The sequence below is a fragment of the Actinomyces sp. Marseille-QA0893 genome (assembly GCF_976954355.1).
In genome coordinates this window covers 41,881-63,722 of the sequence record NZ_CDRJSY010000002.1, presented here as the reverse complement: position 1 = coordinate 63,722, position 21,842 = coordinate 41,881, and the positions used below count along the sequence as shown (strand labels likewise).

The following is a 21,842-nucleotide window of genomic DNA, read 5'->3' as shown; positions in this document are numbered from 1 at the left end:
AAATCGAAAGGATGCCAATCATGGCTAAGCTCTCCAACGACGAGCTCATCGAAGCTTTCAAGGAAATGTCCCTCATCGAGCTCTCCGACTTCGTGAAGCTCTTCGAAGAGACCTTCGACGTCACCGCTGCTGCTCCCGCAGCCGTTGCCGTTGCTGCTCCCGCCGCAGGCGATGCCCCCGCAGCTGAAGAGAAGGACGAGTTCGAGGTTGTCCTCGAGTCCGCAGGCGACAAGAAGATCGCCGTCGTCAAGGCCGTCAAGGCTCTGACCGGCCTGGGCCTCAAGGAAGCCAAGGACCTGGTTGACGGCGCCCCCTCGACCATCTTCGAGAACGCCAAGAAGGAAGACGCCGAGAAGGCTAAGGCTGAGATCGAAGAGGCCGGCGGCAAGGTCACCCTTAAGTGACTTTCCCCGTCTGATTCATTCAGACTTTCGCCCGTCATGGGCTGTGAAACCCCGTTCTGCTACGGCAGGGCGGGGTTTCCGCTTTGCGTTTCACGCCGCGCCGTGAGCCGCGGTCGCCCTCCTGTCGTCTGCAGCCGCGTGCGACGGCCCGCCCGCTCACCTTCCGCGCTGCGAGCTTTCCCTCGGCGCGTCGGTTCGAAGCCCGGCCAGGCCCTGCCGCCGCACCCGGCCGCGCCAGCGACGGCCTGCCCGCTTAGCGTCGGCAGCGGCGTGCGACGGCCCGCCCGCTCGCCTTCCGCGCTGCGAGCTTTCGCTCGGCGCGTCGGTTCGAAGCCCGGCCAGGCCCTGCCGCCGCACCCGGCCACGCAATCAAGCCACGTGCGCACTCGACTTGACCATGACGCGACGTGAGACTTCACAATGAGTGACATGAGTGATGACAAGAATCTCTACACCGTTGGTGAGGTCGCTGAGCGCTTTTCGGTGACTGTGCGAACGCTTCACCACTGGGAGGCACAGGGGCTCCTCGCGCCTGTCGAACGGAGCTGGTCAAACTACCGGCTCTACTCGGTCGAGGACTGTGCTCGGGTCCAAAGGATCATCATCTATAGAGCGACGGGAATGAAACTGATGGATATCAAGGAGCTCCTTGAATCCGATGACTCTGCGATTGTGCACCTCAAACGTCAGCGAGAGAGCCTTATTGCCCATCGCCACCAGACGGACAAGATGATCGCAGCAATCGATACCTTATTGGAGGATGCAATGAACGAAAATTCTCTCAGCGTGGAAGAAGTTGGGGCAATCCTTGGGGATGCTGACTTTGCCGCGCATCAGGAGGAAGCTGAACAACTCTACGGTGACAGTGCAGACTGGCAGGAATCTCAGCGCCGCACTGCGTCGTGGAGTGCAGCGGACTGGCAGGGAAATGCTGACCGTTTTCAGCAGGTCGAAAAGGATATGATCAAAGCCATTCGCAAGGGTGTTGCCCCCGATAGTGAGGAGGCGGCAGCTCTTGTCGCCTTGCATCGGGAATTACTCAGTGAGTTTTTCCCGGTGACTCCTGCGAAGCACTATGTGATTTCTCGTTCCTACATTCACGACGAGCGTTTCCGCTCGCACTACGACTCGCAGCTCGACGGTTTTGCGTGGTGGCTCGCGTCTGCAATCGAGTGTGCTGCTCGCGCTAGCGGTGTGGATACCGACAATCCTGAATGGGTGTGATTGGTATGTGAGGCAGGCCATGAGTGAATGCCCTTTTCGGATTTGCTCTTGGCCCACTTCATCGGTAGTATTTCTTTTTGTCGCTTTCCCGCGTAGCTCAACGGCAGAGCATCCGACTGTTAATCGGACGGTTACTGGTTCGAATCCAGTCGCGGGAGCTTCTCCCCGGTACTTGGTACCGGGGTTTTTCTTTATCAGTGAACTCATGTCGCCCGTCTTGCACTCTGAGGCTGAGAGTGCCAGACTTGGACTTAGCACTCGGGAGTGCCGAGTGATAAGCACTAAGGCCGGTGAGGCTCTGGAGGAACCTGAGTCGTCCGTCGCGGGCATCGGTCCAATCCGCATCGCGGAAGGATAGAAGAACATGACAAAGCTCATTCACTTCGATGAGGAGGCACGCCGCGGCATGGAGCGCGGTCTGAACCTCCTCGCCGACACCGTTAAGGTCACCCTGGGCCCCAAGGGCCGCAACGTCGTTCTCGACAAGAAGTGGGGCGCCCCCATCATCACCAAGGATGGCGTTTCCGTTGCTAAGGAAATCGACCTCGAAGATCCCTTCGAGCGCATCGGCGCCGAGCTGGTGAAGGAAGTTGCGAAGAAGACTGATGACGTCGCAGGTGACGGCACCACCACCGCAACCGTCCTCGCTCAGGCTCTGGTTCGCGAAGGCCTGCGTAACGTTGCAGCCGGTTCGAACCCCATCGCCCTCAAGCGCGGCATTGACGCAGCTGTCGAGGCCATCGTTGCGCAGCTGCACAAGGACTCCAAGCCCGTCGAGACCACCGAGCAGATCGCAGCAACCGCATCGATCTCCGCAAACGACCCCGAAATCGGCAAGCTCATTGCTCAGGCATTCGAGAAGGTCGGCTCCGAAGGCGTCGTGACCGTTGAAGAGACCAACTCCTTCGACACCACCCTTGAGACCACCGAAGGTATGCGCTTCGAGCGCGGCTTCCTCTCCGCTTACTTCGTCAACGACGCAGAGCGCCAAGAGGCCGTCCTCGAGGATCCCTACGTCCTCCTGGTCGACACCAAGGTCACCAACGCCAAGGAACTGCTGCCCGTCCTCGAGAAGGTCATGCAGACCGGCAAGCCCCTCTTCATCATCGCTGAAGACGTTGAGGGCGAAGCACTGGCAACCCTGGTCGTCAACAACATTCGTGGCACCTTCAAGTCCGTCGCCATCAAGGCCCCCGGCTTCGGCGACCGTCGCAAGGCAATCCTCAAGGATGTTGCAATCCTGACCGCAGGTGAAGTTGTCTCCGAGACCGTTGGCCTCTCCCTTGAGAACGCCACCCTCGAAGACCTCGGCCGTGCACGCAAGGTCATCGTCTCCAAGGATGAGACCACCATCGTTGACGGACTCGGTGCAAAGGAAGACATCCAGGCTCGCATTCGCCAGCTGCGCAAGGAAATCGAAACCACCGATTCCGACTACGACCGCGAGAAGCTCCAGGAGCGCCTGGCAAAGCTCTCCGGTGGCGTTGCCGTCATCAAGTCCGGCGCCGCAACCGAGGTTGAGCTCAAGGAACGTAAGCACCGCATCGAAGATGCTATCCGCAACGCTCGCGCAGCCTCCGAAGAGGGCCTGGTCGCAGGTGGCGGTGTCGCACTGATCCAGGCTGCTTCCTCCGCTCTGGACTCGCTCAACTTCTCGGGCGACGAAGCAACCGGTGTCAACATCGTTCGCGAAGCAATCTCCGCACCTCTCAAGCAGATCGCAGAGAACGCTGGCCTCGAGGGTGGCGTTGTCGCCGACCGCGTTGCTCAGATGGAGCCCGGCTTCGGTCTGAACGCTGCAACCGGCGAGTACGGCGACCTCATGACCCAGGGCATCTCCGATCCGGTCAAGGTTACCCGCTCTGCTCTGCAGAACGCAGCCTCGATCGCCGGAATGTTCCTGACCACCGAAGCTGTTGTTGCTGACAAGCCTGAGCCTCCGGCACCGGCTGCAGCACCTGCTGACGGCGGAATGGGCGGAATGTACTGATCCGCTAAGGATTCAGACACCATTTCTGGTTAAGTCCCGTTGGGGGGCGCGCCAAGCGGCGCGCCCCCCAACGGCTTTTAATGCGCAAAGAGTCCCATACTTTGCGCTTCGGCATCTGCATAGACTTGTGCGGCGTGCGAAAGCGAAGTCGATATTTGATCCAAAGACGTTTCGACCTGCGCTTGGGTGGTTTGCCATGACGACACAGACTCCGAAAACTGCGCTGAGGCAGCTCCTTGCCACGAGTCTTTCAGGGCAAGGAGCTCATGCATCAAAGCAGAAACCTCCCCGCGAATGCTGTCGCAAGTTACCTGGATGCGAGAGGCGCAGGATGCGACCTGGCCAGAGTCAACCGAATAGACGGTCATAATTCCTCCTAGCGTGAGAAAAATGGTCCTCACAGCCTAGGAATAATCAGTGTTCTGCCGCCGAGCGCGTACTGCGAACTGTGGATAAAAGGATTAACCCGCGCACTGTGGACAAATACAAGGATTCAACGCCTTAAATCCGATTCACAAGACATGAAATAAGAAAACACTCAGGACAACGGCGGGGGTGCAGGAATATCAAGATCCTCAATAGCGGATTCCAAAGACGAAGTATCGTCCTCGTCCGCTGCATTCTTCGGAGCCATCTCAGAGCCCGTTGTTGAAGCGGCGGGAGCCAAAGTACGCTCGACTGTTGGAACCCCGGCAAGAGGCGTTGTGCTTGCTTCAGTAGCGTCATCTTGTGCGCTGCCGACGGCCGCGGCACTGACGGTCGCATCGCCAGCAAGCGTAGTATCTGTCGGCGTCGCATCCACAGGGAGGCTACCTGTAGGAGCATCACTCAGCGAAGAAACACCACCAAGGTCACCGGTCGGCTGCACCTGAGGGGTTTCCTGCGAGGCGGCCTCGTCAGTGGAAAGATCCTCTGAGGTGAGCGCAATCTTTGACTCTGGTAACTCAACAACTGCGTAAGGCAGACTAGGAGCGGAAAGCCCCTCATCGACGCGGTCAAAAGGTTGGGCGTGGTTCTTGATATTGAGATGACGGCGCCTGATGATCATGGTTCCCGAAGCAGGAGTATCAAGGGAAGTCTCCTGCGGGCCGTCCTCGACGTCGAAGTCGTCGTCGCTATCGGTGATCTCACCGGCGGCCTCGGCGTCCTTCAGGAGGCGCGTCAGCTTCGTGCTTTCAGCCTCAAGATTGGCGCGCGCCGTTTCTTCCCAGCCGATGGCCAAAGGGGAGTGGAAAATTTGCTCGCGCTTCAAGATCTTTCGAATTGCTAACCGGCGTGCGCGGAAGAACTCAAGATCACACAAGTCTGTACATTCTTGGCGCAAGGCCTCACGGAAACGCTTGAAATCTTGCGGGCTTGCGGCAAGCATTCCCAAATCCGCATCGATGAGGACTTGAGCGTCCATATCGGAAGGATCCGCGCGATGAGTGAAGAGAGCCATCATGAGCTCTTGGATACGCGAGATCACATCCTCGCTCACTCCCAGAGTTTCCATGCGTGAACGTGCGTGATACAGCGACGCAAACTCTTGCTCGTCGCCCGTTTCGCCGCGGCGGAAGATGTCAAAACTACGATTGAGCACTGCACCCTGGTACCACAGAGCAACTCGAAGTACATCCGGATCGTGCGCGGTTGAAGCGATCTCGTCAATACGCGACAGGGTCTTCAGGAGGTGGCGGGTGTTGTGAAGAAAACGTCCTCGGGCGTTCCACCGAGAAATCAAGTCACGCGCTTCTGCCTCAAGAACAGGAATCGGGGCGCTCGCCCCGATCTCTTGCATCGCGTCCACAAAGGAACTAAAAAGCCACTGAGGTGCATCGGCACCCATGAGCGTTCACTCCTAGTCTGACAATGTTACTTTGCCATGCTAGCCACTTTCGTGGCACTTGGCACGGCCGTGATCTTAACGCGAGAAAACTCGCAGAGGCAACACAGCGCCCGCCCGGTTATCTCCCAGCGCGTTTATGCATCGGGCTGTGTGTTGATGCGGTCCTTGGACTGCACAATCGGCATGGTGATGCGGACGGTCAGCCCCCCGCCCGGCGTCTTGGCGAGTTCCGCGTGCCCGCCGTGGGCTGAGATGATCGACGAGACAATCGACAAACCAAGTCCCGACCCGCCGAGGGATCGCGCGCGTGAGTTCTCTGTGCGGTAGAAACGCTGGAAGACTTTTTCGAAGTCTTCCTTAGCGATACCCGGACCGTGATCTCTGAACTCGATGAGAACGTTGGAGGGGCGCTGCGCGACGGCGATCTCAACCGGTGACGAACGAGGCGTGTAGCGCACGATGTTGCCGATGATGTTGGTCAGTACCTGCTGGAGTCGATCGCGATCGGCTTGAATCCACACGGATTGAGGGAGTTCTTGCGAGTCAAAGCTCTCAATTTCAACCTGACGGGTTGGGTCAAGAGCCGACAGATCGAAACGGGCATTGCGCAGCATAGCGATAACGTCGACGTCAACGATTTCTAGCGGGCGTCCCTCGTCGAGGCGCGCCAGAGTCAAGAGGTCTTCAACCAAAGAACTCATGCGCGTTGATTCAGAGCGGATACGTCCCATGACTTCGCCCGTGCGTTCACTTGGGACTCCACCCATCGAGTACAGCTCGCAGTAGCCGGAGATCGCGGCAAGAGGGGTGCGCAATTCATGCGAGGCATCGGAGACGAAGCGTCGGATCTTCCGCTCCGATTCTTCGCGCGCGGCGAAAGATTGCTCAAGCTGGGAGAGCATGGAGTTCAAGGACTTGGAGAGTGAGCCGACTTCGGTAGAAGGCGGCGCGAAAGGAACACGCTGGGTGAGGTCTCCCGCAGCGATCTCACCCGCTGTCGTCTCGATGCCACGCAGCGGAGAAAGCGCACGCCTCACGAGATAGGTTGCCAATCCCGTTCCGATAGCGATGATCGCAATTGCCGTTGTCGCAACGTATCCCGCCATGTTTTGGATGGTGAATTGGACGTCGTTGAGGGGCAGGGCGACGGTGAGGGTTCCCGATGGGGTGGTTTCACCCTTGCGCGTGATGGGGACAATGACGGCTCGCCACATCGAGCCTTTCTTCGTCGATTCGACGGTAATGGGGTCGGTCCATCCGCTAGCTGTATTCGCGCTTTCTCCGGGCTTGAGGAGCTCGGGGACTAGTGGCTTACCCGCGTGGTCGCGCGTCGAGGCCGACAGTAGGGTGACATCCTCTTCCGTGTCCCGGTGGATGTTCAGGTAGTAGAGAGTCGGAAGACTGGGCTCTTTCGCGAGTTCCTGCGGTGTTTCGATGACTTTCGAGGACAGCGATAGAACTGTCGACGAGAGTTCATCGTCAACCTGTGCAACCAAGTGACGTTGCAAAAGGCCGATCATGACCGTCGCAGAAAGGGAAAGACCAAGCGTCAAAAGAAGCGTGGTAAGCGCAACAATTCTGGCCGTCAACGAACGTGACGACCAGAATTTGTATACGACCCCGCGAGGATACATCTCTTAGTTTTCGTCTCGGAGGATGTATCCAACGCCTCGCTTGGTGTGAATCAGTTCGCCGCTTGCGCCTTCGACAGCAAGCTTGCGACGCAGGTAGGAAATGTAGGATTCGACGATCGCAACTTCGCCGTCCCAGTCGTATTCCCACACATGATCGAGGATCTGCATCTTGGAAACGACGCGTCCCTGATTGATCATCAGGTAGCGCAAAAGCTTGAACTCGGTGGGGGAGAGGTCGATCGGCACGCCAGCGCGGGTCACTTCGTGGGCGTCCTCGTCGATGACGAGATCTGCGACGCGGAGCTTGCCATCGTCGCCACTTTCGCCGAGCGTGCGGCGCAGAATTGCGCGGATGCGTGCAACAACTTCTTCGAGGCCGAAGGGCTTGGTGACGTAGTCGTCGCCGCCGACCGTGAGGCCCTGGATCTTGTCACGCATATCGTCGTGAGCGGTCAGGAACAAAACGGGGATGGTGATTCCGGCGTCGCGCAGGCGGCGGGTCACGGTGAAACCATCCATGTCGGGAAGCATGACGTCCAAGACGATCAGATCAGGGCGTTCTTCCTGTGCCTGGTGGTATGCCGAGGCACCGTCTTCTGCCGTGATGACATCGAATCCTGCGAATCGCAGTGATGAGGCCAGAAGATCTCGGATATTGGGTTCATCGTCAACGACGAGAAGTCGTGCTTCTCCATTGTTCTCAAATTCCGTCATAGTGAACATTTTGAGTGAATTTTCTGGACGAAGCCTGAATGTCCACTGTGTGAAATTTTATTTGTGAGATTGTCGGAGATGACGGAGTCAGCCCGTATCATTTTTGTATGAGCAAAAACTCCTCCCGTGCCCTCTTCGAACCTCAGGGCGTGATCTTCAATCCCGTCAAGCGTGCGCTGGCAACTGTTCGTCGGATTTCCCTGACAGTTTTCTTCCTCATCATTGCGGCCCCCATTGTCGTCATGACGCAGATCTTGGAGGAATTCCCACAGCCACTTCTTTATGCAGCACTTGTGTGTGTCGGCCTCCTCTGGCTCTATTTCCTATGGCTGATCGGACGCCAAGTTCGCAACCTCGCATGGGCACAGGGAGAGCATGACTTCCTCATCCGTCGAGGCGCGTTCTTCCGTTCAATGACGATTGTTCCCTACGGCCGCATCCAGTATGTCGATATCTCCGAGGGCCCGATTGCGCGTATGTTCGGAATTTCCTCGATCGTGATTCACACGGCATCGACCCAGACGTCAGCTCACCTCCACGGCATTCCCTCCGAACAAGCTGCCCAACTCCGCGACTACCTTGCGCAGCGCGGGAGCGCTGAGATGGCGGGGCTGTGATCATGAATTCTGCGCAGCGAACGTTTGCAGCAGACCAGGGAGTGGACCCCTCGCTGTGGAGACGTGTCCACATCATCACTCCTCTTCTCGAGGTGTGGCAGATCATTGTTGCCATCATTGCTTTCGCTACCGTGCGAAACCTCAACGAACTCCAAGAGGCGATGAACGCCGGGCTTGGAAACGCCATTATGGACAGGCTTTTCCTTGTCGCACTGGTGTCTATTCTTGTCATCGCATTTCTTTTTCTCTACACCTTCCTTCAATGGCGAGTGACGGCCTACGCGCTCACTGATTCAGCTCTGTGGTTCCGCAAAGGCATCCTGAACCGGAATCAGCGTCACGCCCGGCTTGACCGCATCCAAGCGGTGGACATTACCCAGCCGGTCCTTGCACGCCTTGTTGGACTCGGGAAACTCGACGTTGAGGTTGCTGGTGGCTCGGATTCAAATATCACGATCGGTTTCCTCAAGGTCTCTGAATTAGAAGCCTTGCGCGGTGAAATTCTTGCTCGCGCAGCAGGACTGAAGATGAGCGGACAGAGCCCAGCCCAGGCCTCGGCAATGGGAGGTCAAGGGTACGCGGCACCGTATGGAGCGCCCCAGGCTGCCTCCCCCTACGCTCCCACCCAGGCTCCCTACGGCGGCGCGCAGAGTACCCAGGCGCCCTACAGCCCTGTTCCGCAAGGTCAATACCCGCAAGCTCCGGCAATGCCCGCACAACCGGGCGCGATGCCTCAGCCGGCAAACTTCAGCTACACGGGTGAGGTCTTTGCGCCATCCACAATCCCAGTTGCACCCGAACGGGAACTGTACCAAGTGCCAATGGGGCGCCTCCTCGGCTCGCAGCTTCTTTCGATGAGCGCGCTCGTCTCTGTCTTGGCATTGATCGTGATCATTGTTATCGGCGCTGCAAGTATTCCCTATATCGGCTTGGCTGGAATCACCGCCTCTCTCGGTGGTGTGGCTATGGTGGGGCTCTCCGTTGCGAGCTTCCATTGGAATCGCTTTGCTTCCGAGGCCAACTTCCGCCTTGCGATTTCCCCGGACGGCCTGCGCCTGCGTCGCGGGCTCCTGAGTACACGTTCTCAGACAATTCCCCCCAGGCGAATCCACGCGATTGAGATCCAGCAGCCATTCCTGTGGCGTTTCTTCGGGTGGTATCGCGTGCTGATCCTGCAGGCGGGCTACGGGGCAAAAGATACTGATCAAAATAAACAGCAGAGCTCTCATGTCCTTATCCCCGTGGGAACACGCCGGGACGTGAACTTTGCACTATGGGCAGTCATCGAGGACCTCGGGGTCGATGACATCTCGGCTTTCATTGATGCTGCGCTCGCCGGAACAGGGGATGGCAACGGTTTTGTCCGAATGTCAGCGCGCGCCTTCATTCTGGATCCATTCCTCTTCAAACGTCGTGCCCGCGCAATTACTCGGACGACTTTCGTTGTCCGAGACGGGTGGCTTACGCGCAAGAGCTTCTGGGCGCCTATCGCGCGTTTGCAGTCCGTCAGTGCGAAGGCAGGTCCGCTGGAACGCGCTCTGGGTGTTGCCACCCTTCACATGCATTTGGTTCCCGGTCCCTTCACCATGAAAGCGGAACATCAGGATGCCACGCAGGTAAGTGCGGACCTGGAAACCTTGCTCCACCTCGGGCATGTCACGCGAGCAAGCGAGCCTCCCGAAAAGTGGATGCTCCGCATGGAAAATGGTGTGCGCTCAGGCTTTGAGACATCACCAGTGACACAGTAAGGCTCAACATGCGTGGCGGACGCCTAGATATTGGCATTATCGGCATGGGGCATGTCGGTCCGGTCCTCGGATCTGCCCTACGCGCAGTGGGACACAAACTCGTGGGGGTCAGCGCTTCCTCCGAAGAATCGAGAGAACGTGCCGACGCGCTCCTGCCGGGAATACCGGTCCTGCCCGTAGAAGAGATCGTTCGCAGCTGCGAATTGGTTCTCCTGACCGTCCCCGACGATCAACTCGCGGGCTTGGTGTCAGGCCTCGGGGAACTCGGTGCATGGAAGTCTTCTCAGCTGGTCGTCCACACCTCAGGCGCGCACGGGATTGAAGTTCTTGCACCCGCAACCCGAGCGGGTGCGATTCCGCTGGCAATTCACCCCGCGATGACCTTTACGGGCACATCGGTGGATATCCCTCGCCTGATCGGTACTCCTTTTGCTGTGACTGCTCCGGCCATCGCGCTTCCCATTGCGCAGGCGCTGGTTGTTGAGATGGGTGGGGAGCCCTTCGAGGTTTCCGAAGAAGACCGCGGCGTTTACCACGCTGCCTTGAACCACGGGGCAAATTTCCTTGCAGCAGTTGTTGCGCAGGCAAAGCAGGTCTTGACGACTGTCGGGATCGAAGATCCTGGGACCTTCCTGCGTCCCCTGTGCGAGGCTGCGCTTGATCGTGCGCTTCGAGCAGGAGAACGGGGAATTTCCGGACCGATTCCGCGCGGTGATGCGGGAACCATCCGCACTCACCTTCGAGTCCTTGAAGCCAAGGCTCTCGAAGAAGACCTTGAAGGGGAAGGACAGTGGGGGCAGCGCCTGCGCGAGGTCAGCAAGACCTACGCTTCGATGACGCTCCACACCGTGGATCTTTTGGAGTTTGAGGGGCGTATCAGCGCCCCTATTGCCCAAGAAATTCGCCAGGCCGTGCGTGCTATGGACGAAAAGTGACCTGTTAGACCCCAGTGAAAATGGCGCCTCGGGTACCTTTCGGTGAAAAATTATTTATATGAATCCAAAGCCTCAACTGACGCATACCCGTGAAGAACTAGCAGCGGCTCTTAGTGCCCTTGAAGGTAGCGTGGCGCTCGTCATGACTATGGGAGCGCTGCACCGAGGCCATTTGGAACTCGTTCGGCAAGCCCACGAACTAGCTGATCACGTCGTTGTCACGATCTTCGTCAACCCCACGCAGTTCGCGCCGGGAGAAGACTATGATGCCTATCCGCGCACTCTGGATGCGGATATGGAGGCCCTGTCGACAGTGGGTGCTGATGTCGTTTGGGCTCCCTCGAATGACGATGCTTATCCGGTTCCCGCAACGACCCGTATCGATGCTGGGCCTGTCGCTCACATCCTTGAAGGCGCAACGCGTCCGACGCACTTTGCAGGTGTCGCCTTGGTTGTCACGAAGGCCTTGAACCTGATCCGCCCGGAGGTCGCGCTTTTTGGCCAGAAGGATGCTCAACAGCTCGCTGTGATCCGCACTTTTGTCCGAGATCTTGATATCCCCGTGCGCATTCAGGGCGTAGAGATTGTGCGTGATAGTGATGGTGTTGCCCTCTCCTCGCGCAACCAGTACCTCAGCGATACTGAGCGTGAGCACGCGCGTGCTCTTTCCCGGGCGATTGACGAGGCCCGGGCTGCCGCTGCGCTCGGGGTGCCCGTCAGTGAAGTCTTGCGTGCTGCCCAGCAGGTTCTCGACGCTGAAGAAGGCGTTGAGCCTGACTATGTCGCAATTGTGGATGACGATGATTTCACCTTGCTTGCGGGAAGCGGGAGCGCAGCAGACCAGGTTAATCCCGAGCTTCGCGGGGCCTCCTTTGAACGATGGGCAGCGCAAGGAACAATGCGAGCCCGAATTCTTCTTGCTGCGCGAGTGGGGGCGACCCGTTTGATCGACAATGCGGATGTTATGGTCAGTGTTTCTGGAGACGCTCGATGAGTGAAATGACCCGAACCATGGTGATCGGGAAAATTCACCGTGCGCGAGTCACGGGTGCAGATCTGCATTACGTCGGCTCCATCACCATCGATGAGGATCTTCTCGACGCTGCCAACATTGTCCCCGGTCAGAAGGTGGATATCGCAGACGTGAATAATGGTTCGCGCCTGTCGACCTACACGATTGCCGGTGAGCGGGGGAGTGGTGTCATCCAGCTCAATGGTGCTGCCGCTCATTTAGTGAATCTTGACGATCTGGTCATCATCATGGCCTACGCACAGGTCCCCGAGTCGCAGGTGCGTTCGGTGGTTCCCAGCGTTGTTTTCGTCGATTCGCACAATCGCATTATTGAAAAAGGGGCAGCTCTAGGACATGTCCCAGAGTCCTCATCTCAAGCCCAAAACTTAGGTTTGAAGAGCTCAGGCGTGTGAAATTGCTCAGCGCGGGCGCTGGAAGTTCGATATGTCTTCGGCTTTCGCTACGATGGGAACATGACTGATTCGCCTGTTGACGACACCCCAGAGCAAGTACAAGTTCGCGCGGCCAAGCGTGCACGCCTGATGGATGCGGGGATCCCCGCTTACCCGGTGCGCCTGCCCATTACAACGACCATTAAGCAGGTGCGCGAGAAGTACGCGCACCTCGAGGCCGGCGAAGAGACCGAGGATTACGTGGGCCTGGCAGGCCGCGTCATCCTTGCGCGCAACGGTGGCAAGCTCTGCTTCGCGACCCTCATGGACGGCGAAGGCAACAAGATTCAGGTCATGCTCTCCGCCGCTTCCGTTGGCGCCGAGTCCCTGGCCGCCTACAAGAACGACGTCGACCTGGGTGATCACCTCTTTGTCCACGGTCGCGTGATCTCCTCCAAGCGCGGGGAATTGTCGATCTTCGCAACCCCGGCCGAGGTTACCCCCGAGTCCCAGGCTGCCTATGACGCCGCCCCCACAGCCCTTCCCGCTCCCGACGCCTCGTGGGCGATCGCTTCGAAGGCGCTGCGCCCCCTGCCCAAGACCTGGACGACCGAGGACGGCGAAGAAATCACCCTGTCCGAGGATCAACGCATCCGTCGCCGTGAGCTCGACCTGATCACACGCCCCGCCGCGCGCGACATGATCCGTATCCGCGCGGCCGTCAACCGTTCGATCCGCGAGAACTTCTTCCGCCGCGACTACATCGAACTCGAAACCCCGATGTTGCAGATGATCCACGGCGGCGCCGCGGCTCGTCCCTTTATCACTCACATGAACGCGCTCGACACTGATCTCTACCTGCGCATTGCGACGGAGATCTACCTCAAGCGCGCGGTCGTCGGTGGCGTGGATCGCGTCTTCGAAATCAACCGCAACTTCCGCAACGAGGGCATGGACTCCTCGCACAGCCCCGAGTTCACCGCCTTGGAAGCATACGAGGCATACTCGGATTACAACGGTATGGCCGAACTGACGCGTAACCTGATCCAGCAGTCGGCTCGCGATGCTTTCGGCCTGTCTGAAGGTCAGGAAATCGTCACGCTGGCAGATGGCACCGAGTACGACCTTTCAGGTGAATGGGATCATATCGACCTGTACGGTTCCACCTCCGAGGCCCTGGGTGAGGAAATCACGGTGGATACTCCTCGTGAGACGCTGCTGAAGTTCGCGGATCGCGTGGGCCTTGAGATTGACGACTATGAGGTCAACGGCAAGATCGTTGAGGATCTCTTCGAGGAGCTTGTCGGCTCCAAGCTGTGGGCGCCGACCTTCGTCTACGACTTCCCGGAGGACACCTCTCCGCTGACCCGTTACCACCGTTCGCGCCCCGGCCTCACCGAAAAGTGGGACCTGTATGTGCGCGGTTTTGAGACGGCGACCGCCTACTCGGAGCTAGCCGACCCGGTCGTTCAGCGTGAGCGCTTTGAAGCGCAGGCGCTTGCGGCCGCCAATGGCGACCCCGAGGCCATGGTGCTTGATGAGGACTTCCTCGTTGCCATGGAGCAGGGCTTCCCACCGTGCGGCGGCATGGGCATGGGCATCGACCGTCTGCTCATGGTTCTCACCGGCCAGGGTATCCGCGAAACGATCCCCTTCCCTCTGGTCAAGCGCCTGGGCTGATCTTTAAGCATTCAGCGACCGGTTTCGTTAATGACGAGGCCGGTCGCTGTTTATTTGCATACGCGCGCTCCGTTGAAGTGCGTCGGAGTTAGGCGTGCGTGCGGTGGCGGATCAGGTCAAGAAGCTCGCGCGCAGCGCCGTCATCTAGCACAAGGTCGGTAATAACTCCCGCGCGCAGCGCCCCCAGAAGCGGGAGAGCTTTTGAAGCGCCCGCAACGACGGCAAGACGCCTCGGAATCTTCTTCAAGGTCTCGGGGAAAGGACCCGACGCGCGACGGTTTAAGTCCATATCGGTTGAGCCGTCCTCGCGAATGAGGACCGTGCACACGTCGCCCACGACGCCATCTTCTTGTGCCTGAGCGATTTCGTCAGCATCAAGGAATCCGCCGGAGTACACGCGGGAAGGAAGACGCGCGGAAAGAGAACCGACACCGAAGAGAGCAACATTTGCCGAATCGATGGTCGCGAGCACAGAGGTAATTGAGCGCTCTCTCCACAACGCTTCCTTTGTTTCCGGGAAGTCGAAGAAGGCCGGAACAGGGAAGTGAACCATGCGAGCACCCAGAGCAGTCGCAGCGCGCGAAATAATCGCGTCGGCGTAGGGGACACCGGATTCTGTCGCTGTTGCTGCGCCGTTGAGCTGGACAACCGTAGATCCTGGAAGGTTGACGCGAGGCAGGCATCGCGTGACCTCAGATGTCGTATTACCCCAGGCGATTCCTAAAGTATCACCGGGTTTCAAAAGATCAACTAGTCGTTCTGCAGCGACGCGAGCAACGTTGTGGAGGCGGTTGACTTCGGTGTGAATATCGTGAACGGGAACGACCGAGGTGCGGACTCCGAAAATCTCGTTGATCTGCCCTGAAAGTGAGCCCCGGTTCCCGGGAGTCGCGGCTACAGAAATACGGACCAAGCCCGAATTACGCGCGTAGGTCAGTAGACGGGAGACAGAGGAACGTGACACACCGAGGTGGCGGGCGATGGTTTCCATCGTCTGCCCCTGGAGGTAGTACATCGAGGCTGCTTCATGCGCCTGCTCGTCACGTATCGTCACATTTCCTAGTATGCCATGCACAAGCGTGCAGCGGGATACATTTGATGAATCGCGTGTTTACGCCAAAAGCGAGTAAGTGAACCCAGTCAAATCAAGAATGGGAGATCCTCAGGCGTGAACAAATGTTCATCGAAATTATGGTGAGCGCGCAATGAATGAGATACTAGAAGGATTCCCGGATCGTGGTTCGTGGCGCTGTGTTCTTTTTTGTGAGTGCGCATCGTCATCCCTGCCGCAATCTACTTTCTCGCTTGCGCCTGAGTAGTGCACAACGACGTGGCAACAACTCTGAAAGGACATTCATGACTACCGAAAAATTTGTCATGGCGATCGACCAAGGGACAACCTCCACTCGAGCGATCATCTTCAATCACTCCGGTGAGATTGTCTCCGTTGGGCAGAAAGAATTCACTCAGATTTTCCCCAATCCGGGCTGGGTGGAACACGATCCAATGGAGATTTGGGGTTCTGTACGAACAGTTGTTGCCGAAGCCCTACAAAAAGCTGAAATTAACCGGCACTCTCTTGCTGCTGTCGGAATTACAAACCAGCGAGAGACCACCGTGGTGTGGGATAAGAACACCGGAGAACCGGTCTACAACGCAATCGTCTGGCAAGACATGCGGACCTCCGACATCGTGAAAGACCTCGAGGGGGAAGAGGGCCCCGATCGCTTCCGTCAGATCTGTGGCCTCGGGCTCTCACCCTATTTCTCAGGTTCAAAGATTAAGTGGATCCTCGACAACGTCGAGGGAGCACGTCAGCGTGCCGAGGCCGGGGACCTCCTCTTCGGCAACACTGACTGCTGGGTTTTGTGGAATCTGACGGGCGGGGTCAATGGCGGTGTGCACTGCACCGACGTCACCAACGCCTCGCGCACGATGCTCATGGATATCCGTACACTTCAGTGGCGTCAGGACGTATGCGAGATCTTCGGGATCCCCATGTCGATGCTCCCCGAAATCAAGTCCTCTTCTGAGATCTACGGCTATGGGCGGAAGAATGGCTTGCTCATTGATACCCCGATCTCGGGCATCCTCGGTGATCAGCAAGCTGCAACCTTCGGCCAGGCCTGCTTTGAAAAGGGCATGGCGAAGAACACCTACGGAACCGGCTGCTTCATGCTGATGAACACCGGCACTGAACCGGTCTTTTCTGAAAACGGTCTGCTGACGACGGTTGCCTACAAGATCGGTGCTCAGGATCCGGTCTATGCCCTCGAAGGCTCGATCGCCATCGCCGGTTCACTGACCCAGTGGATGCGCGACAACCTGGGACTCATTGAAGAATCGAAGGATATTCAGGCACTTGCTCAGAGTGTTGACGATAATGGGGGAGTCTATTTTGTCCCCGCCTTCTCAGGGCTTTTCGCCCCCTACTGGCGTTCGGATGCGCGCGGGGCGATTGTGGGATTGACTCGCTATGTCAACAAGGGGCACATTGCTCGCGCGGTCGAAGAGTCGACGGCGTTCCAAAGCGCCGAAGTCCTCGACGCAATGAACGCGGATGCGGGAGTGCCACTCAAGGAACTGAAGGTTGACGGCGGAATGACGCATGACAACCTCGTCATGCAATTCCAAGCCGACCTATGTGGCGTAGACGTTGTTCGCCCGAAAGTCATTGAAACGACTGCGCTCGGCGCGGCCTATGCAGCTGGAATCGCTGTTGGTTACTGGTCAGGAACTGAAGACATCGTGGCCAACTGGCAGGAAGGAAAACGCTGGACTCCTACGATGGATGCCGCCGAGCGTGATCGCACGTACCGTCTGTGGAAGAAGGCCGTGACCAGAACTTTTGATTGGGTCGAAGAAGACTAGGTGACGGGGCACGCGTGAAAACACACAACGGGATCCGAAGTGCCATATAGGATTGCTTTATGGATCCCGTTGACGTCGAAGAGACCTACCTCCTGATCGATGGCGAGAATATTGACGCCACCCTTGGCTTATCCGTTTTAGAGCGCCGACCCACCCCTGAAGAGCGACCCCGTTGGGATCGTATTCGCGAGGCGACTGAACAGTTCTGGGACCAGCACGTGCGTGGTCTGTTCTTCTTGAACGGGAGTTCTGGCTACTTGCCCATGGGCTTCATTCAGGCTCTGCATGCGATGGGCTATCGTGCGCTGCCCTTGGCGGGCCCCGAGGATATGAAAGTTGTTGACGTTGGTATCCAACGCACCCTCGAGGCGATCGCCCACAAGGGCGTGGGGTCGGTCATCTTGGCCTCACACGATGCGGATTTCCTTCCCCAAATTCAAGAACTCCTTGAGAATGGGCATCGCGTCGGGATCATGTGCTTCAAGGAATTTCTCTCGAGCCAATTCCATGAACTTGAGGACATGGGACTCGAAATCATCGACCTTGAATATGATGCGCATGCCTTCCAAGTTCAGCTTCCGCGCATTCACATCATCGACATTGACGCCTTCGATCCCTTCGATTACATCTAAAACGCAAAAGTGTGGGCCCTGGAATCCAGGACCCACACTTTTTATGTGATGAATCAGTTCTGCTGCTTCAGCGCTGCAAGACGAGCTTCAATTTCGACCTGCGAAGCATCGGTGTCGAGCTCGGCAAACTGAGCATCCAGCGAAGATGCAGCGACCTCTGCCTTGCCCTGCGCGAGTGCCTCAGTGCGACGAACCTTGTCTTCGAAGCGAGAAAGTTCGGAGGAAGGATCGAGGATATTGATCGAGGAAACAGCATCGGTAACCTGTGCCTGAGCCTCGGCTGCCTTCTGGCGGGCAACAAGCTGATCGCGCTTGATCTTGAGCTCTCCGAGCTTGTCCTTCATCTGCGTCAGACCGGTCTTGAGCTTCTCGACAACTTCGCGCTGCGAGGCGATGATCGGCTCAGCGGTCTTTGCTTCGCCTTCGAACTGGATCTGCTTGCCGATGGCGACGCGTGCGAGGTCGTCCCACTTCTGTGCGCCAGCCTGATCACCGGCCGCGCGCAGTTCCTCAGCCTTTGCCGAGGCCGCGGCTGCCTTGCGTCCCCAGTCTGCGGCGACTGCGACGTCTTCTTCGTAATCCTTTTCAGCCAAGCGGAGGTTGCCGACAGTCTGTGCGACTGCGGTTTCTGCCTCTGCAATGGAGTTCGTGTAATCACGAATGAGCTGATCGAGCATCTTCTGCGGGTCTTCAGCGCGGTCGAGGAGCGCGTTGATGTTGGCCTTAGCCAGCTGAGAGATGCGTCCGAGAATGGTCTGCTTTTCCGCCATTGTTTTCTCCTTGGGATGCGGGAAAGGGATGTTGGTTGAACTATACCTTAATTAGAAAGAATCGGTGTGACCTGATCCACTGGAGCCGCCGAAACCTCCTGAAGAACCGCCAAAACCGCCAAAACCGCCGAAACTGCCACTATTGCTGGAGCCTCCGCCACCCCAGCTTGATCCGCCCCAATCGCTACCCCAGGAACGGCGGTGTGAGCCGCCCGAGGAAAGAATGCTATCGAGAACCGACCAGACCAGGGCTCCGGTGAGGCCATCCGCAATACGGCTTCCGGATGACTGTTGGGGAGTAGTGAGCGGGGCTGTGATCGCTGCCTGTGCGTAGGTAATTGCTGTGCGCGCCTGGGCGGCAGCACTCTCGTCGTTGCCCTGGTTGTGGAATGAGTGCGCATTTTGGAGTGCGGAGCGAGCAAAAGAGAGTTGGGAACGCGCATCGAATCCGACCAAGGATCCGTGGCTTGTGATGTGCTGGTTCGCGCGTGCAACCTCTGAATCAGCCTGTGCGAGGAGCGCGTCGATTCCCGATTGAGCACGTTGGGCGCGCTCTTCGGCGCTACGCAGGGGAGCCAAGGCCTCGTCAAGCGCAGCCTCCGCAAGTCGCAAGGATTCAAGGGCAGCAAGGGGATCGCCATGGCCGTTTTGGGCTGCGTGGCCGCCGCTAATGGCAGCCTGAGCTGAATCGACCAAGGGCTTGAAGGCGACCGGATCGGCCTTCAATCGAGTGACATCAGAAATATCGGAAGTGATCGAACCAATTGCAGCGGTCAGAAGCTCGGAAGAACGAGCAAGCTGGTCGGGTGCTTGGGTAATCGATTCAAGCTGGTGGCGAGCAAGAGCCAGAGCGCGGCGTGCAACTTCTAAAGTCTCGTAGGCATTTTGTCCGGACTGCTGAGCGGCGAGCGCTTCCTTTGCGCTTGTCTCGGCTTGATCGAGGAGCGCGCGTGCTTGGTCAGGGCGACCGATCAAAGAAGCGATAGCCTCGGCAGAATAAGCAAGTTTGAGGGTCTGCAGATCCATCTCAGCCTGCGAAATCTGATTGCGTGTCTGTGTGATCGAGTCGAGAAGATCGCTGACCTGCTCGCCGATATTTGCTTCCTTATTTCGGCGCTCAGTGAAGCTTTGTCTTTCTTGAACGAGCTGGTTCATCGCCGCGTTGAGGCGGTTGATGAAGTCATTCATTTCCTGGGTGGAAACAGGATTCGATCCGTCCTCATTTCCGCGTTGCAAGGCGAATCCTCGGCTCACAAGGGCTCGCGCGTTATCAATCGCACTGGAGAAGGAAGCAACGGCATCGGGGCCGAATTGAGCGCGAGCAAACTCGATCTCATCCTCGCTTGCGCGCACAACATCGTCGGCGTCAAGAAGCATGCGTGCAATGTCCAGGGTCGACTGGACCCTTTGCTGTTCCTGTGTGCCGACAACGGTCTTTCGTGTCTTGCGCTGCGAACGCACGATGGCGGTGATGAGAATAATTGGCAGGAGGATCAAGAAGAAGACAAAGAGAATAATGGAACTCAGGGGGAAGGCTGAACTACTGCTCGTGCTGCTCGATGAACTTTTAGCTGCACGTGTTTTCGTGGGCGTTGTTGTCTTCGATCCGCTGGACTGAGAGGCCTTCAAGCTCGAAGAGTAGGCCTGAATTGCCGAAACGACAGTGTCTGCATCAAGCGGATTTGCTTTCCCAAGCTCCGTCTTCGCGGCAGCGAAGGCGCTGACAACCGCGGAGTCAGCAATGCCCTTCTGATCGGTGTTTCCGCAGGTCGCTGCAACGCGCTGCTCTGTGGCGATCACAAGGACAAGAGAAGAATTCGACAAGCCGGATTTGGTTCCCGCGGCCTCGCACCACTTCACCGGAGCCTGATCAGAAAAGTCAGTAACCAAGACGACGTACGCGTCCAGACCACCCGACTTAAGCGCGCTGAGACTTTGACTGGCAGACTTCGCCTGAGAATCAGACAGGAAGGAATGCGGGTCTGTGACAGTCGAGGTGATAGTCACGGGCGAATCGGCGTGCGCCATACCAATTGGCATACATACGAACGCAATCGCAGCAAAGAGCGCAATACACCGGGAGCGAAAACCATGGTAAAACATAGCCACTAGCTTACGACGATGCGGCGGCTGAGTGGAGAGCCATCTATGATGGTGGTTACGTCGTAAACCAAATGACAAAGGAAGGAGTGCGGAAATGCCCACTGGTAAGGTGAAGTTTTTTGATGCCGAGCGCGGTTTTGGCTTCATTACAGGAGAAGACGGTGAGCAGGTTTTCCTGCACTCGTCGGCTCTTCCTGAAGGAGTGATTCCTCGTCCCGGGACTCGTGTCGAGTATGGAATCGCTGATGGACGCAAAGGCCCGCAGGCCCTATCTGTTCGCGTCATCGCTGCGCCGCACTCTGTAGCGCGTGCACAGCGTCGTAAGCCTGAAGCAATGGTTTCCGTCGTCGAAGACTTGATTAAGCTGCTCGATGCCTCCTCGGAGTCTTTGCGCCGCGGCCACTACCCGGAAAACGCCGCGAAGATCGCGAAGGTCATGCGAGCCGTTGCAGAGGATTTTGATGCCTGAAAAGAACACTTCCGCTCATAACCGCGTGGATGCTCAACTAGCCCAAGCGGTTGATTTCGCGCGCGAAAACGCCCTCGAAATAGCGGGAGAATCTTCACTTGGCGAACATCTATCGTTTGAGATGAATGCAGAACGTCTGGGCACGCATTACTTTGCGTGCACGAACGCGGGTTATGTGGGGTGGCGTTGGTCTGTGACCGTGACGCGGGTTCCTCGTTCACGCAAGATCACCGTTTGCGAAGTTGATCTGGTTCCTGGCGAGGGATCGCTTTTGGCCCCCGAATGGGTTCCCTGGGAAGAACGCCTTCAGCCCGGTGACGTGAGTCGCGATGATGTCTTGCCCTATCGCGATGACGATGATCGTTTGGAATCGGGTTTGGAAGACAGCGGTGAGTATCCCGATCTTCCCACCGATCGTGAACTAGGCCTAGGGCGTGTGCGCGTGCTTTCTGCAAAAGGACACGATCAGGCTGCCCAGCGCTGGTACGAATCAGAGCGAGGCCCCAAGCGTGGGCGTCGTCCGAAGCAGACCTGCTCGACCTGCGGCTTCTTGATGAAGATGGCCGGTTCCATGCGCCTGGCCTTCGGAGTATGTGCAAATGAATGGGCCCCGGATGATGGCTGCGTCGTCAGTTTGGATCACGCCTGCGGTGCGCACTCGGAAACAGATGTCCCCAATAACGGGACAGATTGGCCGGTTCGGCCCTCACGCGTCAACGACTTCCTTGTCGAGTCTGAACGCATTGATGCTTAAACAACCTGAACTGGTTCTAAACAAGAACTATAAGCAGGTCAGAGATTCAAATCAAAACTGGTCTC

General features: G+C 57.7%; 20 protein-coding genes and 1 tRNA gene. 14 read left to right on the top strand and 7 right to left on the bottom strand.

Annotation, left to right across the window (positions count from 1 at the left end):
- Nucleotides 1-20 precede the first annotated feature (20 nt).
- From rplL to groL, 4 genes are all read left to right on the top strand, one after another.
- Complete coding sequence (gene rplL / locus ACWNMW_RS03245) at nucleotides 21-404, top strand: 50S ribosomal protein L7/L12 (RefSeq protein WP_019126974.1); 384 nt, start codon at nucleotides 21-23, stop codon at nucleotides 402-404.
- 429 nt (nucleotides 405-833) lie between these two features.
- The gene (locus ACWNMW_RS03240) at nucleotides 834-1,628 is read left to right on the top strand and encodes a MerR family transcriptional regulator (protein ID WP_449490017.1); all 795 of its coding nucleotides are present in this window, start codon (nucleotides 834-836) and stop codon (nucleotides 1,626-1,628) included.
- Between the two features lie 86 nt (nucleotides 1,629-1,714).
- Nucleotides 1,715-1,786, top strand: a tRNA-Asn gene (locus tag ACWNMW_RS03235).
- Nucleotides 1,787-1,992: 206 nt separating this feature from the next.
- The gene (gene groL, locus ACWNMW_RS03230) at nucleotides 1,993-3,618 is read left to right on the top strand and encodes a chaperonin GroEL (protein ID WP_034502247.1); all 1,626 of its coding nucleotides are present in this window, start codon (nucleotides 1,993-1,995) and stop codon (nucleotides 3,616-3,618) included.
- A gap of 77 nt (nucleotides 3,619-3,695) precedes the next feature.
- Here groL and ACWNMW_RS03225 read toward each other — a convergent pair whose 3' ends face one another.
- The 4 genes from ACWNMW_RS03225 to ACWNMW_RS03210 all read right to left on the bottom strand — a co-directional run bounded on the left by ACWNMW_RS03225 (nucleotide 3,696) and on the right by ACWNMW_RS03210 (nucleotide 7,803).
- Entirely contained in the window at nucleotides 3,696-3,986 is a 291-nt protein-coding gene (locus tag ACWNMW_RS03225; protein WP_034502245.1) for a WXG100 family type VII secretion target, read from the bottom strand.
- Between the two features lie 170 nt (nucleotides 3,987-4,156).
- Nucleotides 4,157-5,446: an HD domain-containing protein gene (locus ACWNMW_RS03220; protein ID WP_449490016.1), complete on the bottom strand. Its 1,290-nt coding sequence runs from the start codon at nucleotides 5,444-5,446 to the stop codon at nucleotides 4,157-4,159.
- A gap of 134 nt (nucleotides 5,447-5,580) precedes the next feature.
- On the bottom strand, nucleotides 5,581-7,080 hold the full coding sequence (locus ACWNMW_RS03215) for a sensor histidine kinase (RefSeq protein WP_034502240.1): 1,500 nt from the start codon (nucleotides 7,078-7,080) through the stop codon (nucleotides 5,581-5,583).
- Between the two features lie 3 nt (nucleotides 7,081-7,083).
- Nucleotides 7,084-7,803, bottom strand: coding sequence for a response regulator transcription factor (locus ACWNMW_RS03210; protein ID WP_449490015.1), 720 nt, complete (start codon nucleotides 7,801-7,803; stop codon nucleotides 7,084-7,086).
- A 98-nt stretch (nucleotides 7,804-7,901) separates the two neighbouring features.
- On the opposite strand from ACWNMW_RS03210, the gene ACWNMW_RS03205 reads away from it, so the two are divergent.
- The 6 genes from ACWNMW_RS03205 to ACWNMW_RS03180 are packed head-to-tail and all read left to right on the top strand — an operon-like array spanning nucleotide 7,902 to nucleotide 14,178.
- Nucleotides 7,902-8,411, top strand: coding sequence for a PH domain-containing protein (locus ACWNMW_RS03205; RefSeq protein ID WP_034502236.1), 510 nt, complete (start codon nucleotides 7,902-7,904; stop codon nucleotides 8,409-8,411).
- A gap of 2 nt (nucleotides 8,412-8,413) precedes the next feature.
- On the top strand, nucleotides 8,414-10,159 hold the full coding sequence (locus ACWNMW_RS03200; protein WP_449490014.1) for a PH domain-containing protein: 1,746 nt from the start codon (nucleotides 8,414-8,416) through the stop codon (nucleotides 10,157-10,159).
- Between the two features lie 8 nt (nucleotides 10,160-10,167).
- The gene (locus ACWNMW_RS03195; RefSeq protein WP_449490013.1) at nucleotides 10,168-11,094 is read left to right on the top strand and encodes a Rossmann-like and DUF2520 domain-containing protein; all 927 of its coding nucleotides are present in this window, start codon (nucleotides 10,168-10,170) and stop codon (nucleotides 11,092-11,094) included.
- Between the two features lie 58 nt (nucleotides 11,095-11,152).
- Complete coding sequence (gene panC, locus ACWNMW_RS03190; protein WP_449490012.1) at nucleotides 11,153-12,088, top strand: pantoate--beta-alanine ligase; 936 nt, start codon at nucleotides 11,153-11,155, stop codon at nucleotides 12,086-12,088.
- Nucleotides 12,085-12,519, top strand: coding sequence for an aspartate 1-decarboxylase (gene panD, locus ACWNMW_RS03185; RefSeq protein WP_034502230.1), 435 nt, complete (start codon nucleotides 12,085-12,087; stop codon nucleotides 12,517-12,519). The genes panC and panD overlap by 4 nt, the downstream gene beginning before the upstream one ends.
- A gap of 60 nt (nucleotides 12,520-12,579) precedes the next feature.
- A complete protein-coding gene (locus ACWNMW_RS03180; protein ID WP_295893620.1) occupies nucleotides 12,580-14,178 on the top strand; it encodes a lysine--tRNA ligase in 1,599 nt (532 codons plus the stop codon).
- A gap of 88 nt (nucleotides 14,179-14,266) precedes the next feature.
- On the opposite strand, the gene ACWNMW_RS03175 is transcribed toward ACWNMW_RS03180, so the two are convergent.
- The gene (locus ACWNMW_RS03175; protein ID WP_299061473.1) at nucleotides 14,267-15,193 is read right to left on the bottom strand and encodes a sugar-binding transcriptional regulator; all 927 of its coding nucleotides are present in this window, start codon (nucleotides 15,191-15,193) and stop codon (nucleotides 14,267-14,269) included.
- A 341-nt stretch (nucleotides 15,194-15,534) separates the two neighbouring features.
- On the opposite strand from ACWNMW_RS03175, the gene glpK reads away from it, so the two are divergent.
- The gene (glpK, locus tag ACWNMW_RS03170; RefSeq protein WP_449490011.1) at nucleotides 15,535-17,049 is read left to right on the top strand and encodes a glycerol kinase GlpK; all 1,515 of its coding nucleotides are present in this window, start codon (nucleotides 15,535-15,537) and stop codon (nucleotides 17,047-17,049) included.
- Nucleotides 17,050-17,108: 59 nt separating this feature from the next.
- Nucleotides 17,109-17,681, top strand: coding sequence for an NYN domain-containing protein (locus ACWNMW_RS03165; RefSeq protein ID WP_449490010.1), 573 nt, complete (start codon nucleotides 17,109-17,111; stop codon nucleotides 17,679-17,681).
- Between the two features lie 53 nt (nucleotides 17,682-17,734).
- Here the strand turns inward: ACWNMW_RS03165 and ACWNMW_RS03160 are convergent, their stop codons facing one another.
- Complete coding sequence (locus ACWNMW_RS03160; protein ID WP_449490009.1) at nucleotides 17,735-18,451, bottom strand: PspA/IM30 family protein; 717 nt, start codon at nucleotides 18,449-18,451, stop codon at nucleotides 17,735-17,737.
- 51 nt (nucleotides 18,452-18,502) lie between these two features.
- Nucleotides 18,503-20,458, bottom strand: a complete 1,956-nt coding sequence (locus tag ACWNMW_RS03155) for a TPM domain-containing protein (RefSeq protein ID WP_449490008.1) — start codon at nucleotides 20,456-20,458, stop codon at nucleotides 18,503-18,505.
- 190 nt (nucleotides 20,459-20,648) lie between these two features.
- Here ACWNMW_RS03155 and ACWNMW_RS03150 point away from each other — a divergent pair, with 190 nt between their 5' ends.
- Both ACWNMW_RS03150 and ACWNMW_RS03145 read left to right on the top strand, forming a co-directional pair.
- A complete protein-coding gene (locus ACWNMW_RS03150) occupies nucleotides 20,649-21,023 on the top strand; it encodes a cold-shock protein (RefSeq protein WP_034502221.1) in 375 nt (124 codons plus the stop codon).
- A complete protein-coding gene (locus ACWNMW_RS03145) occupies nucleotides 21,016-21,777 on the top strand; it encodes a DUF3027 domain-containing protein (RefSeq protein ID WP_449490007.1) in 762 nt (253 codons plus the stop codon). The genes ACWNMW_RS03150 and ACWNMW_RS03145 overlap by 8 nt, the downstream gene beginning before the upstream one ends.
- The last annotated feature ends 65 nt before the right edge of the window (nucleotides 21,778-21,842 follow it).